This window comes from Ancylobacter sp. WKF20 (assembly GCF_029760895.1).
Lineage (GTDB): Bacteria > Pseudomonadota > Alphaproteobacteria > Rhizobiales > Xanthobacteraceae > Ancylobacter.
Genome location: NZ_CP121679.1, coordinates 2,420,132 through 2,433,585, shown reverse-complemented (window position 1 = coordinate 2,433,585; position 13,454 = coordinate 2,420,132). Strand labels below are relative to the sequence as shown.

Sequence of the window (13,454 nt, the reverse complement as noted above, 5' to 3'; positions counted from 1 at the left end):
AGGCGCACCTCAGCGCGCCCGACTGCTTGGAAGCTTCTTGTCGATGGGCACCGAAACTTAGGGTTCTCCAAGTTCAGGCGACGCCGGGCGTCCTGGTGTTCAGAAGCGTCGGCCCGACGTAGAAACGGCACGCCATCGATTCACGATGCCTGCGCACGTTCTTTCCCGTGCGCGGGTCAGATACGGCCGCCCCACTGGCATTGCCCTTGCCTCGCGCTGCACGGTACCTCGATAATGAGGGCGGGGCAGGGGAGTGTCAGGGCATGGCGTCAACAAGCCGGGGGCAGCGGGCTCGGGCCGCCTTCTGTCTGGTCGTCGCGGGCCTTTCGGCGGGGGTGTCGGGCACGTTGCTCTCCGATTGGGTCAAGGAGGGCGCGAGCCTCACGGAAAGCGGCGCCATCATCGCGTGGTGCGACCCGCGCTGGTGGGGACGCGCCGGCCTCGTCCTCGTGACCGCGCTGATTGCCGGCGTCTTCACCTATTTCACCATCAAGGGTGTGCAGGCGCTCGCCGGGTTGAAAAGCGCGCAGGGCCGGAAGACCGACGATCCCACCGCTGATGTTCTGTTCCTGGCGGTGTCCAAGCCCCTGAATAGCCTCACTGCGGAGGGGGATATTGAAGCAAAACTTCGGACTATCGAGGCGTTTATGGCGGGAAAACTGCCTGGATCAAAGATTAATCCTGAAGAAATCGGTGACAAAGATAAGTCATGGGATCTTACGAAGATTTGCCACAGCCATGGTTCAATTGTCACTGAACCGGGCGCCAGCGTCAAACTGCAGGATTTCTCCTGGCAGCAGAGCTGGCGAAGCCTGAAGGCGCAGATCGACGTTTCGCCACCCGAGTCCCGCCGACTGAAGAAAGTCGTTCTATTAATAACGTCTCACTTTGAAGCAAATAATAGAAAGTACCAACCGGAGATATTTCATAATATTATCCAACATATACTAAGTAATTGTGGCTTGAATCATGTAAAGATCGAGGATTTTCCGATCAGCGGAGATGAGGAATCTTCCGAAATCGAATATATCGAGAACCGCCTGCGGGATAAGGTCAATGAAGAGATCGGCGCGTTGCTGAAGGACACCTCGCAGTCCCCGGGCGGCCCCCTCAAGCGGCGGCCGCGAATCGCGATCGACATCACCGGAGGCCCCCGCGTTTACGCTGTCGCCAGCGGGCTGGTGACGCTGCAGCCGGACGTGATCATGGTCTATGTGCGGGATAACGATCAGCGGCCGGGCGGCTATGAAGTCGTGTCCTTCGACGTCGTGCCCGCGTTCGACGCGTGAGCGATCTCGCGAATGTCCGCGAACCGGCCAAATCCTGATTTGGTCTTGGCGCCAATCCCCAGATCGGTGAGTGTTGCCGCCAGCCAGCCGGCCGCGAGGGCGACATCGGCCTCTGCCTCCGCCGCCGAGACGGGCGCCATGGGCGAGGGGCGCAGCAGAAAGGCGAAAGTGCACCCCGGCGCCACGCTCGCGAAGGCGATGGGCTTCAGGGTGACATGAATGCCATCTGTCAGCGGCTCATTGGCGCTCGTCAGATAGTTGCCGATGTGCGGATTGAGTATTTCCGTGCCGATGCTCGGCCAACTGACGGGAAGGGCATCAAGGAAGACAACGGACCCACGCTTCGTGGCCTTCTCCTCATGCGCCTTCTCATGCGCCTCGAGGCGGTGGGGCTGCCCGAAGATGCGCTTAATATCCTCATCGAGCGCCTTCGCAACATCATAGGCACCGCGCAGCAGCCATTCATAGACAAAGGCCTGAACCGCGCCTTTCAGCGACGAGCCGGGTATGTAAGGCACACCGAGGGTGGGGTGGAACATCAATCCGTTCTCGGTCGGATGCGGCAGGCCCATGCCGATGACGAGCGGGGTCCTGAGCGTCGCGGTGAACTGCACGCCCTTCGGCCCGATCAACGCGGCCCGCTGCTGATGATGCCGGGTCAACCGGGCCTTCATCATCGCGTCGGCGTTCCCGACCCGGTCGGCCAACGCTTTGATCCAGTTGGAACGCGGAACCGACAGGTTCCTTGTTTTCACTCCCTTGCTCCTTCTTTCCGTGACGAAGGCCCCGCCATAGCGCTCCCACCAGAGCCCGGCATGCCCCCCGCTCGCAGGTGCGGCCCCCTGGACCTTGGAAAGAACGGGGTCTGTGCTTAGAACCTCTACCAGCGCCCGTTTAGCATCATCCGCGGTCATTGACGGCCCCTTTCGCCGGCGTTTCCTCGCGCTCTTTTTCCTTTGCAGCCTTTGCGTAAATCTTGAGCTGAGCCAGATAAGCGGCTGCCTCTTCTTCGATCATCAGCCATTCGGTGTTGTCATCCACGGCAAGCAGCCACTGGACGCAGGCAATGACGCTATCCCCCTTGCGCTCGTTCGATGGAAATTGCTGGCTCAGCCAGCCCGCCAGCATGGTTGCGGGATGAGGCCCGACCTCGCTCGCCCTGGGAGGGGCCATCACCAGTGCCTTCAGCAGGCCGACGATCATGAAGTCGGACGCCAGGCTGTCGACAGCGCCGGCAAAGTCGCGCGTGCAGGAGGCGCCAATCGTCCTCGCCACGGTCCGGAGTCGGTAGTGATCGTTCGACAGGGACATCATGACTGGGGCGCCTTCTGAGCCCCGTTCGACAATTCGCGCCACGGCTGCACGCGCAGCCAGCCTTCACCCACGGTCTCGTTGGCACCGACCTGAACATGCTTGATCTTTTCAAGCTCGACTTCAAATCGCGAAAGAGCGCTGGCACCCGCAGCGTTCGTTGCGGAGGGCAGGCGGTCACTCAGGATCGTGTAGAGGACGGTCTCGGGCGGCAGCGCCTCCTCGGACCAGAGGTGTCCCGTTTTCACGGTCTTGCTATCCGGGTTGAGCTGGTTGCGCATGCGAACCGGGAGCCTGCTGCGTGCGAAGTGACCGAACAGACGATCTGAGACCACGACGACGGGGGGGCCGCTATACGTCTCCTGGGATTCATCCCTGAGCGGGGCAAGACTGTTCCAGGGTATATCGCTTCGCTGGCAGGTCAGCCGGTGATCCTCGATCCAGATGTTGTCCTTGAGCTTTTCCTTCTCGTCGTCGGCATGCGTGATGAAACACTCATGATCCGCCGGCTGGAGTGGCGGAATAAATTGGTTGTCCAGCGATAGGCCGCAGAATTCCATGTCGCGGGCGTATCGCTTGATCAGGTAGGGGCAGGTCGTCCAGACGAAGGCGTGGTTCAACGACCGCATGGGCAGGAGCAGGAGCCGCCCATCCGAGATGAGAATGCTTCCTGCGCCTTCGGCAACGCCGAAAAATTCTTTGATGTCCTGATGACTGTCGGCCTCCTTCAGATTGACGGCAGCCGGTTTGCTGACGAGAGAGAACCGCCAAGCATCGCGCAGGGCACCCTTCAGGCCCGACCCCGGAATGAAGGGATAGCCGGTGGTCGATTCCCGAGCTACCGGCTGGTCGATCAGCGACGCCGTGGACGCGGATCCGACATGGATCGATGTCTCGGCGTTTAGCCACCAAAGCGATCGTGTCATGACCTATTTCGCCTTCATGCGTTTGCGTATGCCCTCATGCGTCGGCCATTCACCCGCCGCCACGCGACCGAAGCCGATGCCATCAAGAGGGGGCGGAGCGAACCGAACGTCGTTGAAAGCCCGAACAAGATCAGCCTGCGACTTGCCGGCTTCCGGCAGCGAGACGAACCACGTCGTTCCGGCAGGGTGCGCATAATGCAGGCTCGAATGGCTGGTTCCCGAGCTGCCCGGCCCCAAGGCCCAGCGTCCGATCACGGTCGGACGGGACGGCATGATAGCCGTGCAAACCTGCAAATCGGAACACCAGCCCGTATTCCCGGTGGGAAGGCCAAGACCGAAACGTTTCGATCCGTCCTCGCTCACGGGAACCGGCGAGAGAGCTGTCAGCCTAAAGTAAAAACGTTTGCGTTCCGTGCGCCACCGCACTGGCGGGGTCGTTTCTCGGTAACGATGGAGCGCGATGTCAGGCAGAACCCGAAGGCGGCACATCCTTCCCCGTCCACCCAGTGGCACCAGGGCCCCATCTATGGCGCTCAACGTTGCCTGATCCGCGCCCGCAAGTTCCACGCAGAGTAATTTAGGTTCAACGCGCGCCGGTCGAAAATGCTGTCCAGCATAGAGCATGCTTGGCTCTGCGGCGCGTTGCTCCGCCTGAAGCTTAATGCCGATCCGCGGCTCGGGTATCACAACGCTGCTTCGGCCGACGAGAGGGAGGAAACGCGTCCCGTGAAGGAGCATATCGTCCATATGCTGAAAAAATTCAGTATCCCTGATGAAGGCTCCGCTGAGATCTTCGAGATCTGGTTCATGTTTCTTGTTGGAAGCGTCGCGGGCGGGCTGTTGGAGCCGTACCGGGCAGGGCAGCCACTCATCGCCGAGCCACGTCGAATCCTTTTGAGGAAGCATGACGACGAGGTCCTCGCGTGCTACCGGGGACGTTGATCGCTTCGATTCCTTGCGGAAGAGCGTGGATGGAGCCGGCAGGAAAAGCGTCGAACCGTCCGTCAAGAACGGGCCGCTGATGCGCAGAGACGGCAGCAAGGGGCGCCCGATCGCCGCCGCCAACGCGCCGGCAAGGCTGGTGGGCGACGGCGGGAAGACCGCGCGCGCATCTGCAAGCCCGTCATCGGTCTGTTCAAAGCTTCGCCCCTCGCGGAACCAGAGCGTGTCGACGGCGTCGAAGGCCACAATGCATGGATCGGTCACGGGTTGACCTCCACCGGCGGATCGCCCCGCCAGTTCTCGACCATGAACCGAAGCAACCGTAAGCCATTGCCGGACAGAAGCCCCTGTGTGTCCTTGCAGAACTTCTCGTTCTCCGTCTCTTTCCAATATCCTCTTGAAATCGCCAGTATATCCCCCGCGATCATAGGCGTTAGATCCTTTAAGGTTTCGTCGTCCTTGCAGAACTCCTTGAATAGATGACTGATCAAAGCGAGCGCTACGACAGAAACCTGCTCTGATGGAGACGGTACTTCCGGCTCCTCTCTCATTGCCTCCAGACGCGCCCTGAAGTCGAGAGTGGGATCATCGAGCAGCAGCGGCGCTAACGTTTCCGCAAAGGCGTGGATGAACTGGTTGCTGCCGATAGCGGGCGCACGTCCGAGAGCGAAGGACAGAAGGCGACTCAAGCCCTTGATCGGGTCGTTCGGGCTTTGCCAATTGGCCCCCCAGTCCAGCCGCCGCCCGCCAGCGTCGAGCACTTCGATGGCAAGCGCCGCCCGGCCCATCTCTCTTTTGGCGACATCATCGAGCAGCCGTTTGCCCGATTCCAGCACCCAGGTGAGCGGCACCTGCCGATGCGCGAATGTGATGGCGACTGAAAGGGTGGGAGGCTTGTCGGGAACCTTCTCCTTCTTTGCCGCCTTACTCGGCGAGCAGGCCGCCTTCATCTTGTCGTCAAAGGTATCGTTGATTTTCAACGCGAGATCGATGGCGTCCTCAAGAGGGCACATGGCGATGATTTCGTCCGCGGCCGCATAGAGCGTCACGCCATTTGATTCCGCAATAATGCCGAGCTCGTTGTTTCTGCCGCGCATCGCGCCGATGAAATCGGCAAGGGCGCCGCTGATGGCCGCCCGGTAGTGTGGATACTCCGCGAGTGTCTTGCCGACCTGGTCTCCATCCACATGGATCACGGCATAGATTGGGGCCGGTGCTCCGATCCGGGGGCTGTTCTCGTCGTCAGGATCGAGAGGGAGATCGTAAATCGCCTGCAAGCACTGCGCGACCGTCTCCATGGTGGCGACGGATTTTTTGCCAGCGGGCCGCTCATTTGCCTGCCGGATCAGCCGCTGAACGCTTGTGTCAAAGAAGCACGCCCCATCTACATCCGCGAGAACCGAACGGTTCTCGATGCTGGTGCATTTGACGAACAGGGTCCGCTCCGCGACGCGCAGAGGCCAGGCCGCTTTTTCGACCGCATCGGCAAGGCCCTTACGGGCACGTTCGCCATGTGCCTGCCGCTGCACTTTCTCCAGCCAATGGGCGGCGGCCATATAGCTCGTGGACGGCCACAGCATGATCTGCCGGTGCCTCGACGCCTTGGGCGAGGGTGCCGTGGTCCCCTTCGGCTCCGCCACACTGGGGCTGTCCTCTCCACCGTTCATGCGCCCGAAGAAAAAATGCTTGGCCCACTGCAGAAGCTGGGCGCCCGCATTGGGCTCGTTGAGGCTTGGTGGAAGTTCCGGGGCCTCGATCAGCGGCATCCACCCGATGATTTTGACCAGTGTCTCTTCGGGGAGCAGAGGGAACACCCGCTTGACCAGCGCTGGGGCGCTGAGTTGCTCTGTCGGCCGAAGATCGAGGCATTCCCAATCGGAGGTGAGTTTGGCTCCCGGGTAACGTCTGGCGAGCAGGGCAGCCCGCATTTTGGCCCAGAATTCGCGCCGCTCGTCCTTACGACTGCCGCCGCCATCAATGGCGGAGATCTCGCGCCAGCCGGGCAGCATGGTGCAGAGAGCGCCAGTCTGTTCAGGCGGCAGGGCTGCCGTGTCTGCGGACCAGCGGTTGAGCTTGCGCAACGCCATGGGCGACAGATTGCCGATGTCGGGAAGCTTCCTCCATCTGTCCTCGCTATGATCGACGACGGTGAGAATTTCCCACATGGGCGTGAGGTCGCCGACGTGGATCTGGCTCATGAAGAGATTTCGCGCGTCAGGATAGAGGGTGCCGAGGGTCGACCCTTCGATCTCTGCGTCGAAGATGAACGATGCCACGGCCGCGCCCAGCTGCTTCCAGTTGTCGCGCACGGACTTGGTTGCGGCTGCCGCGGCCTTGGCGTGCTGGCTACCGGCGGACAGGATGAACTGATTGGGAAAAGTCCCAAGGAACGGACGAATGGTCGGCTCGCCCGTCTTGCGGCCGTTCGCGCGGTCCTCCTTGAGGCAGATGGCGCGGAAGGTCGGATCCTGATCGACGCCAAATGGACTGATGACCCGCTCCGTGTCGCCGCGGAGAGGTGTCAGCGCCGCATGCAGCGCGGAGGCCGAGAGCCAGGACAGGATGAACGACCCGGCCCATACGTCCCGCGTGCGGCGCGCGCTGCCGACGAAACCCGCCACCGGTCCCAGATGAAAATGCAGGCGGTTCTCGCTCATTCGCGGGGCACCGTGATCGGGTGCACCGCGCCCGCGAGGCCGGCGTGCGGAATCTGATCCAGAAAGGTCTCTATTCGGAGAGTGGCGGCATCGAACTCGGCCTTGGCAATCTCCGCATCGTGAGCAGCCCTTCCATCCTTGGCCAGCGGAGGGAAGGCCGTCGGCAGATGAGTCAGCACGATGGCATAACCTGCCGCGAGTTGCTGGACATGAATGTGCAACTGGCTCGGCCAGCGGCCCCGGGTCGCTTTGCCTGTGATCGCGCTCTGGGCCGAGAACACATGTTCCGGTGCGAACGCCACGGGCGGGCTCTTCGCGAAGTTGCCAACGGCGGTGGCGAGCTCCGCGAGGGCGTCGAGCCCTGTCCGCGTGTGCGTCATGTCCAGCACCACGCAGCGTGTGGCATGCGAGAAAGTCGCGAAGGTGGGGAGCGAGCGCCAGGGGTCCGGCGGCGGCGTGGCCGCGGCTGTTCCCGAAAGCGGGGGCGACGGGCGGCGGCGCTCGCGGACCGTGGCGATGAGCTTTTCGACATGGGTCGTGAACGCGTTGATATCGAGGTCGGTCCTCGCCGCGTCATTGATGGAGCCGAGGCCGCGCCGCCCAAGCAGGCCGAGGCCGCCAAAGGTGGTCATGAGGTTGAGCGCCAGGTCGAGCGCCTCGATGGGGGCCTCCGGTTGACCGGTCGGGTCGGCCTGCGTGGTTGCCCTGGGGCGCTCGCGCAAGGTCAGGGTACCGCTGGCGCCCGCCTCCAGAAATGCGAAAACTTTTGCAGAAGTGCCGCCCATCGCCGAGCCCAGGAAGTCGGAAAGAGCGGAATTCGCGCGAACAACCGACTCGGCCTTCGCGTCCTTTGTCCAGGGGCCGAAACAGAGTGGATCGAGCTCGGGCTGAAACGCCCCGATCCCGCCAGTCGGGCTGGCTTTTTCGGCGATGTTGCCCTTGTCCGCTGAACGGCTCCTGCTATCCGCATCGCCCTTATCGGCTGGCCGCTCGTTCTTTGCCGGGCGCTCATCCTCGGCCGGGCCACCAAACAGCCGGATTTCCTCTCGTCGCATGGAAGCCGGCGCGCCGCGATGAACCCCGGCCCGCCACCAGAAGCGCAAGCCCGCCAGCAGGGGGACGAGCCCAAGGGAGGGCGGCTTGTCGCGGAGCGCCCCGCCGATCAACGCCGGCGTGGCGAAGCAGAGCCGGTGCGTCGACAGGCGACTGCCGAGAACACTTCGTCGTTGAGGAATCTGAAAGGTCATACGCGCCGCAACCCTCCGTGAAGGAAAGAAGAACCGCGCGACGGAGGTAAGTCAATCCGGTTTTTCGATCATCACGGCGGAGCGGCACTGAGTGCCGGCAGGCTGAGCGCCCCGCCATCCCCGTCGCCGCAAGATATAAGGGCGGTTCTGCGTGCGGTTCGACGTTGGTCGATCGTATTCGGGCGAACGATCTGCGTCATCGGAGTGGGGGTGGAAGTAGTTTAAGCCATTTTGGAAGGCAGGTGGGCGCGAAGATACCTGATCTATGACGCGTTCGCCCAAGGGCGGTTTCAGAGCGCTAGGGCGCGAGGAGGCGCTGCAACCGGAGGGAAAAGGATAGACGAAATGGACACCACGAGTCTCTAAGCGCTAGGGCGCGCGGAGGCGCTGCAAACTGAATTTCACGACAGAAATTCGGCTGGCCGGTTTCTAAGCGCTAGGGCGCGCGGAGGCGCGGCAAACATGAGCCTCATGAATCACATGTGTGCAGGTTTCTAAGCGCTAGGGCGCGCGGAGGCGCGGCAAACCATGGGAGATTCCCATGCGTCGTACCCTTCTGGCCCTGTTTCTAAGCGCTAGGGCGCGCGGAGGCGCTGCAAACTAGGAGCACAAAATGCTTCTCGGATTGATCAGGTTTCTAAGCGCTAGGGCGCGCGGAGGCGGTGCAAACTTTTCCATGGAGTTTGCACATGCTTGCCTTCGTTTCTAAGCGCTAGGGCGCGCGGAGGCGCTGCAAACAACGAGCAAAAGGAGCTCTTGTCATGGATAGTTTCTAAGCGCTAGGGCGCGCGGAGGCGCTGCAAACATACAAAGTCAGTAACATCGTAATTGTCGTTTCTAAGCGCTAGGGCGCGCGGAGGCGCTGCAAACTCCCCTATCTGGAGGTATCTGTCAATCGCCCTTGTTTCGCACCAGTTTCCACGGAGTCCGTATCAAAGGCGCCATTTTATGCCTCTTGGAAGCACCGTGTGGAAAGTTGCAGGAATTTCGCACCTCGCCTAGGCTGCGGCGGGGGCACTCATGGCGGCGGTTCAACTGGTCACTCGCCATCCCGGCACGCGGGAATGGCTGGCCCGGCAGGGCATCGACGCGCAGGCCGTCGAGCATCTCGACATGGCCGGCCTCGCCGAGGGCGCGGTGGTGATCGGCAATCTTCCCGGCCACATTGTCGCGCAGATCACTGCGCGGGGGGCCCGCTACTGGCATATCGCCCTTGAGACGCCCCTGGGTCTGCGCGGAACGGATCTCACCGCGGACGAGATGGAGCGGCTCGGGGCGCGGCTCGTTCCGCTGGCGAGCTTTCACGACCCGCGCGGCGGACCGGAGAGCCTCACAGGACCGGCGGTCGGCAGGCCAGCGGCACCGCGGGCGCCGGTCACGCTCGTTACCCTGCTGGGCGCGCCGCATCGCGATTATGCCGTCTGCCGCTATGGCCTCGATGATCGCCAGATTGAGAGCCGCTGGCTGGCCGATGCCCTCATCCGCCATGGCCGCGCCGGCGGGCCGCCCATCGAGCGCGTCATCGTCATCGGCACCGCTGGCAGTGGCTGGAGCCTCCTGGCGGACCTCGCCGGGCTCGGGGGCTCCGATCTCGAATTCGCCCTGTTCGCCGGCGTGGAGTCCGGGACCTTGGACCCGGCACTGCTCGCGCGGCTCGGCGGCGCGCTCTCCAGCCATTTCGGCCTGCCCGTGACGCCGCTGCTGGCGCCCTATGTCGATCAAGGCGACGCGTCGACGCTCTTTGCCGCGCAGCTCGCTCTTGCCCTCGGCGGGGAGGCGAGGGTGCTGGTCGACGTCACTTTCGGCTTGCGCGACATCATGCTGACAGTGATGACGACGCTTACCGCGCTCGAGGCGCTGCGCCGGCTGACCATCGACAAGGTCATTTACGCCCCGATGCGCGATGCGCGACAGGCCCGTGCGGATGTCGTTTCCATACCGGCCGTTCCCGACATCATGGCCTGGATCCGGGCGATTGGGGCGCTGGATGCCGGTGGCGAGACGGGCCCGCTGGCCGACATACTCGCCGCGGGTTCGCCGGAGATAAGCCGGGCGCTGGGCCATCAGGCTCTCGACGAGAAGATGCTGCGTCCGCGCCGCGCGGCGGAACGGGCGCGCCATCTGCTCGATCTCGTCGACGCTTCCGCCAGCCCGGTTGCCGTGCTGTTTCGCGAGGCGTTGCATCAAAGGCTCGGGTGGGCACGGGCAGGACAGCGCCTGAGCGAGCTGCAGGCGGCGCTGGCGCGGCAGTCGCTGGCCAGCGGAGATTTCACCGCGGCGGTGGCGTTGGCCTTCGAGGCGATCATCTCCGCCTACATTGAGGCGGGCGGTCATCTGGCGCCCCAGATCACGGAAAACGCTCTTGAACGCAGCCGGGCTCAGGAACAGCTGAACCTGCTGACGCGTGGAGAGGCCGCACGGGCGGACCCGATCGCGGCCGACTATCGACAGCTCAAGGCGGTGAGGAACGCGCTTCTCCACATGAGCCGGCCGCCGCGTGAGCAAACAACTCGCCTGCTTGGCAACCCCGAGGCGTTGGCGGCGCTGATCCGGCGGGTCGCCTCCCGCCTTCTGGGCAATTGACCCAAGCCACTGGAGCCCGAGCCCGCGCCCAGGGTTCACGCCGCCGGCGCCGTCAGGGGCGCGTGTCCGGGGGGGGCAGCAAGGAGCGTGCGCCGGCACGCCGCCCGACCTCCCGCACGGCCGCAGGGCCGATCCGGTATTGAGGGGCGAGGATCGTGCCGGCGTGGTCGGCAAAGATGTTGGCATCACGCCCCGCGCGTCGCCATGCTGAGGTGCGCGCCACCGGTGCGCCTCGCAGGAGGTCGTGCCGCCGCCTGACGGTTTTCAGGGTGCCGCCTCCCGGCGCGATCTGCTAGACCCGTCGCCCGAACCTTGCCCGCCTCACCAGCCCCCCGCGCCCTGCCATGTCCCGCCTGCGCTCCGCCATCTTCCTTGTCCTGCTGGTGCTGTGGACCGCGCTGCTGGCGCCGACCATTCCCTATTACCGGTGGCGGGGCGAGCCGGCGCGCACGCGGGGCTTCTCGCGCTTCTGGGCGACAGGGGTGCTGGCTATTCTGCGTTTCGTCGGCGTTGCCTACCGCACCCAGGGCGAGGCGAACCGGCCGGCAACGCCGGCGCTCTATGTCGCCAACCACCAGTCGACCTTCGAGACCATCGCCATCGCCGTGCTGGTACCCGATGTCGCCATCGTGCTGAAGGAAGAGCTGTACCGCATTCCGGTCTTCGGCTGGTTCCTCCGCCACTCGCCGATGATCGCCATCGACCGCGCCGGTGGCGGCTCGGCGATGAAGAAGATGTTCCGCGAGGGCCGCGAGGCCGCCGCCGAGGGGCGCAGCCTGCTGATCTTTCCCGAGGGCACCCGCCAGAAGGTGGATGCGCGCGGCGAGTTCCAGCGCGGCGTGGTGCTGCTCTACAAGGCGCTCGGCCTGCCCGTCGTACCCATGGTGCACAATGCCGGGCTGTTCTGGCTGGCGCGCAGCTTCCAGATCCGGCCGGGGACGATCACCGTCTCCTTCCTGCCGCCCATCCCCCCCGGCCTGCCCGAGGCCGAGTTCATGGAGCGGCTGCACAGCGGCATTTATGACGAGCGCGACCGGCTGGTGGCGCTTGAGCGTTCTTCCGACAAGGGCGCGCGCAGCGCCGGGGGTGAGGCATGAGCGAGGAAGCAGGCCGCGACGGCACGGGCATCGTCATCATTGGCGCGGGACAGGGGGGCTTTCAGGCCGCCGCCTCGCTGCGCGAGGCCGGCTTTACCGGCCCGCTGACGCTGATCGGCGACGAGCCGGGCCTGCCCTATCAGCGCCCGCCGCTCTCCAAGGCCTATATGAAGGGCGAGGCCGGCCCCGAGCAGATCGAGCTGCGCCCCGCCGCCTTTTATGCCGATCATGCGATCACGCTGGTCGAGGGCCGCGCCGTCGCCATTGAGCGCGCGGCGCAGCGCGTGCGGATGGCCGATGGCAGCGTTCACCCCTACGCCCATCTCATCCTCGCCACCGGGGCGCGCAACCGGCCACTCCCCGTGCCGGGCAAGGATCTGGCGGGCGTCTATTACCTGCGCACCCGCGCCGACGCGGACGCCCTGAAGCAGCGCCTGCCCGGCGCCCGCCGCGTGGTGGTGATCGGCGCCGGCTTCATCGGGCTGGAATTCGCCGCCGTGGCCCGCGCGCTCGGCCATGAGGTCACGGTGCTAGAGGCCGCCTCGCGGCCCATGGCGCGGGCGCTGTCGCCGGACATGTCCGCCTTCTTCGCCGCCGAACACCGCGCCATGGGCACGGATCTGCGCTGCGGGGCCGGCGTGGTGGGGCTGGTGGGCGAGGACGGGCATGTCACCGGCGTCGAGGCGACGGATGGCGTGGTCTACCCCGCCGATTTCGTGCTGGTCGGCATCGGCGTCACGCCCAATGTCGAGCTGGCGGCCGAGGCAGGGCTGGGGATCGCCAATGGCATCGTGGTCGACGCGCATCTCGCCACCGCCGACCCCGCCATCTCCGCGCTGGGCGACGCGGCGGCGTATCCGAGCGTGCATGCCGGGATGAGGACGCGGCTGGAATCGGTGCAGAACGCGGTCGATCAGGCGCGCTCCATCGCCGCCCGGCTGACCGGCAAGGTCGGGCCGGCCGGGGAGCCGCTGCCCTATATCGCCGTGCCTTGGTTCTGGAGCGACCAGGCCGACCTCAAGCTGCAAATGGTCGGCATTGCCGGGCCGACGGACCTTGCCGTGCTGCGCGGCGACCCGGCCTCGCGGCGCTTCTCGGTGTTCCGCTTCCATGAGCGCCGGCTGACCGCCATCGAGAGCGTCAACCGCCCGGCCGACCACATGCTCGGCCGTCGCCTCCTCGCCGGCACGCCGCGCCTCACCCCGGAGGAAGCCGCCGATGAGGGGTTCGACCTGAAGACGCTGCTGACCAAGTGAGCGCATTGGCCTGATCGGCCACGAACCTGCACACACTGGCCTGATCGTCCACCTGACTGCACTGACTGGTCACGCCTGACGCCCCGCCTCTGGCGTCGAAAAACGACGGCTGATACCATCGGAAAATACCCCGTCGCGCGGAATTT

General features: G+C 64.5%; 10 protein-coding genes and 2 CRISPR repeat arrays (1 of these 12 cut by a window edge). Of the genes, 4 read left to right on the top strand and 6 right to left on the bottom strand.

Features of this window, described 5'->3' with window-relative positions; translation table 11 throughout:
* Positions 1–34: a CRISPR direct-repeat array (repeat unit 37 nt) (it extends 273 nt beyond the left edge of the window).
* A gap of 229 nt (positions 35–263) precedes the next feature.
* Positions 264–1,289, top strand: coding sequence for a hypothetical protein (locus tag AncyloWKF20_RS11285; protein WP_279314165.1), 1,026 nt, complete (start codon positions 264–266; stop codon positions 1,287–1,289).
* On the opposite strand, the gene cmr6 is transcribed toward AncyloWKF20_RS11285, so the two are convergent.
* The 6 genes from cmr6 to AncyloWKF20_RS11255 are packed head-to-tail and all read right to left on the bottom strand — an operon-like array spanning position 1,244 to position 8,372.
* Positions 1,244–2,203 (bottom strand): type III-B CRISPR module RAMP protein Cmr6, encoded by a 960-nt coding sequence (gene cmr6, locus AncyloWKF20_RS11280; protein WP_279314164.1) that lies wholly within the window; start codon positions 2,201–2,203, stop codon positions 1,244–1,246. The genes AncyloWKF20_RS11285 and cmr6 overlap by 46 nt on opposite strands.
* Entirely contained in the window at positions 2,190–2,603 is a 414-nt protein-coding gene (locus AncyloWKF20_RS11275; protein WP_279314163.1) for a hypothetical protein, read from the bottom strand. Before AncyloWKF20_RS11275 ends, cmr6 begins: the two co-directional genes overlap by 14 nt.
* On the bottom strand, positions 2,600–3,526 hold the full coding sequence (gene cmr4 / locus AncyloWKF20_RS11270; RefSeq protein WP_279314162.1) for a type III-B CRISPR module RAMP protein Cmr4: 927 nt from the start codon (positions 3,524–3,526) through the stop codon (positions 2,600–2,602). The genes AncyloWKF20_RS11275 and cmr4 overlap by 4 nt, the downstream gene beginning before the upstream one ends.
* Positions 3,527–3,529: 3 nt before the next feature.
* Positions 3,530–4,732, bottom strand: a complete 1,203-nt coding sequence (locus tag AncyloWKF20_RS11265) for a type III-B CRISPR module-associated Cmr3 family protein (RefSeq protein ID WP_279314161.1) — start codon at positions 4,730–4,732, stop codon at positions 3,530–3,532.
* Positions 4,729–7,125: a type III-B CRISPR-associated protein Cas10/Cmr2 gene (locus AncyloWKF20_RS11260; RefSeq protein WP_279314160.1), complete on the bottom strand. Its 2,397-nt coding sequence runs from the start codon at positions 7,123–7,125 to the stop codon at positions 4,729–4,731. The genes AncyloWKF20_RS11265 and AncyloWKF20_RS11260 overlap by 4 nt, the downstream gene beginning before the upstream one ends.
* The gene (locus tag AncyloWKF20_RS11255) at positions 7,122–8,372 is read right to left on the bottom strand and encodes a hypothetical protein (RefSeq protein WP_279314159.1); all 1,251 of its coding nucleotides are present in this window, start codon (positions 8,370–8,372) and stop codon (positions 7,122–7,124) included. The genes AncyloWKF20_RS11260 and AncyloWKF20_RS11255 overlap by 4 nt, the downstream gene beginning before the upstream one ends.
* Before the next feature lie 287 nt (positions 8,373–8,659).
* A CRISPR array of direct repeats spans positions 8,660–9,242; the repeat unit is 37 nt; unit sequence GTTTCTAAGCGCTAGGGCGCGCGGAGGCGCTGCAAAC.
* Between the two features lie 150 nt (positions 9,243–9,392).
* Between AncyloWKF20_RS11255 and csx16 the strand changes: the two genes are divergently transcribed.
* The 3 genes from csx16 to AncyloWKF20_RS11240 all read left to right on the top strand — a co-directional run bounded on the left by csx16 (position 9,393) and on the right by AncyloWKF20_RS11240 (position 13,308).
* A complete protein-coding gene (gene csx16 / locus AncyloWKF20_RS11250; RefSeq protein ID WP_279314158.1) occupies positions 9,393–10,955 on the top strand; it encodes a CRISPR-associated protein Csx16 in 1,563 nt (520 codons plus the stop codon).
* 344 nt (positions 10,956–11,299) lie between these two features.
* Positions 11,300–12,052, top strand: coding sequence for a lysophospholipid acyltransferase family protein (locus AncyloWKF20_RS11245; RefSeq protein WP_279314157.1), 753 nt, complete (start codon positions 11,300–11,302; stop codon positions 12,050–12,052).
* A complete protein-coding gene (locus tag AncyloWKF20_RS11240) occupies positions 12,049–13,308 on the top strand; it encodes an FAD-dependent oxidoreductase (protein WP_279314156.1) in 1,260 nt (419 codons plus the stop codon). Before AncyloWKF20_RS11245 ends, AncyloWKF20_RS11240 begins: the two co-directional genes overlap by 4 nt.
* Positions 13,309–13,454: the final 146 nt, after the last annotated feature.

What these genes read in the sequence shown, in the direction of transcription:
- AncyloWKF20_RS11285 (WP_279314165.1), top strand. Translation starts at nt 264, where the DNA reads ATGGCGTCAACAAGCCGGGGGCAGCGGGCTCGGGCCGCCTTCTGTCTG.
- cmr6 (WP_279314164.1), bottom strand. Translation starts at nt 2,203, where the DNA reads ATGACCGCGGATGATGCTAAACGGGCGCTGGTAGAGGTTCTAAGCACA.
- AncyloWKF20_RS11275 (WP_279314163.1), bottom strand. Translation starts at nt 2,603, where the DNA reads ATGATGTCCCTGTCGAACGATCACTACCGACTCCGGACCGTGGCGAGG.
- cmr4 (WP_279314162.1), bottom strand. Translation starts at nt 3,526, where the DNA reads ATGACACGATCGCTTTGGTGGCTAAACGCCGAGACATCGATCCATGTC.
- AncyloWKF20_RS11260 (WP_279314160.1), bottom strand. Translation starts at nt 7,125, where the DNA reads ATGAGCGAGAACCGCCTGCATTTTCATCTGGGACCGGTGGCGGGTTTC.
- AncyloWKF20_RS11255 (WP_279314159.1), bottom strand. Translation starts at nt 8,372, where the DNA reads ATGACCTTTCAGATTCCTCAACGACGAAGTGTTCTCGGCAGTCGCCTG.
- csx16 (WP_279314158.1), top strand. Translation starts at nt 9,393, where the DNA reads ATGGCGGCGGTTCAACTGGTCACTCGCCATCCCGGCACGCGGGAATGG.
- AncyloWKF20_RS11245 (WP_279314157.1), top strand. Translation starts at nt 11,300, where the DNA reads ATGTCCCGCCTGCGCTCCGCCATCTTCCTTGTCCTGCTGGTGCTGTGG.
- AncyloWKF20_RS11240 (WP_279314156.1), top strand. Translation starts at nt 12,049, where the DNA reads ATGAGCGAGGAAGCAGGCCGCGACGGCACGGGCATCGTCATCATTGGC.